The sequence below is a fragment of the Caulobacter sp. D5 genome (genome assembly GCF_003185805.1).
Classification (GTDB): domain Bacteria; phylum Pseudomonadota; class Alphaproteobacteria; order Caulobacterales; family Caulobacteraceae; genus Caulobacter.
In genome coordinates this window covers 1-1,206 of the sequence record NZ_QHJY01000273.1, presented here as the reverse complement: position 1 = coordinate 1,206, position 1,206 = coordinate 1, and the positions used below count along the sequence as shown (strand labels likewise).

Here is a 1,206-nt window from a genome sequence, read left to right as displayed (position 1 = left end):
GTCGCGGCCGAGCCCGTGGCCGTACCGCTGCCGCCCGTCGCCGTTCCCATCCCCCAGGCCGCCCCGCCGCCGCGCGCCCTGGACGCCTTCTCCGGCGCCTCGCCGTTCGGCGCGGCCCTGCTGGAGGGGCTGGACCCCTTCAACTCGCAGGTGCTGGAAGCCAACCCGGCCCTCTCGGCCATGACCGGCGCGGTGCGCGCGGGCATGACCCTGGGCGAGCTGATCGACCCGCCGTCGCGCACCGAGGCCGAGACCCGCCTGGCCGAGGGCAAGGCCGGCCCCTTCGAGGTGCGCCTGGCCCGCGATCCCTCGCGCATCGCCCACCTCTATCTCTACCGCGCCGAAGGGCGGCTGGTGGCCTATCTGATCGACGTCTCGGAGCAGAAGCAGATCGAGCTGCAGCTGGCCCAGGCCCAGAAGATGCAGGCCATCGGCCAGCTGGCCGGCGGCGTGGCGCACGACTTCAACAACCTGCTGACCGCCATCCAGCTGCGCCTGGACGAGCTCTTGCACCGCCACCCGGTGGGCGATCCGTCCTACGAAGGCCTCAACGAGATCCGCCAGACCGGCGTGCGCGCCGCCGACCTGGTGCGCAAGCTGCTGGCCTTCTCGCGCAAGCAGACCGTCCAGCGCGAAGTGCTCGAGCTGGGCGAGCTGATCTCGGAGTTCGAGGTCCTGCTGCGCCGCCTGCTGCGCGAAGACGTCAAGCTGATCACCGACTACGGCCGTGACCTGCCGCAGGTGCGGGCCGACAAGAGCCAGCTCGAGACGGCGGTCATGAACCTGGCCGTCAACGCCCGCGACGCCGTGCGGGCGGCCAAGGGGGGCGGCGTCGTGCGCATCCGCACCGCGCGCCTCAACGAGGACGAGGCGCGTAGTCTTGGTTTCCCCGGCGCCGAGGGCGACCAGGCGTTCATCGAGGTCAGCGACGACGGCCCCGGCATCCCGCCCGAGGTGATGGGCAAGATCTTCGACCCGTTCTTCACCACCAAGCCGGTGGGCGAGGGCACGGGCCTGGGCCTGGCCACCGTCTACGGCATCGTCAAGCAGAGCGACGGCTGGATCCATGTCCACAGCCGTCCGGGCGAGGGCGCAGCCTTCCGCATCTTCCTGCCCGTGCACGAGCCGACCCCGGCCCAGGCCGCCGCCGCGGCCGTGGTGGCCGCCGAGCCGCCCAAGCCCCGCGCCGCCCGCGACCTGTCGGGC

At 72.6% G+C, this 1,206-nt stretch carries 1 protein-coding gene; it reads left to right on the top strand.

The features are described 5' to 3' along the window. A partial coding sequence (locus DMC18_RS17375) for a sensor histidine kinase (RefSeq protein ID WP_233248196.1) occupies positions 1-1,206 on the top strand: 1,206 nt, incomplete at both ends.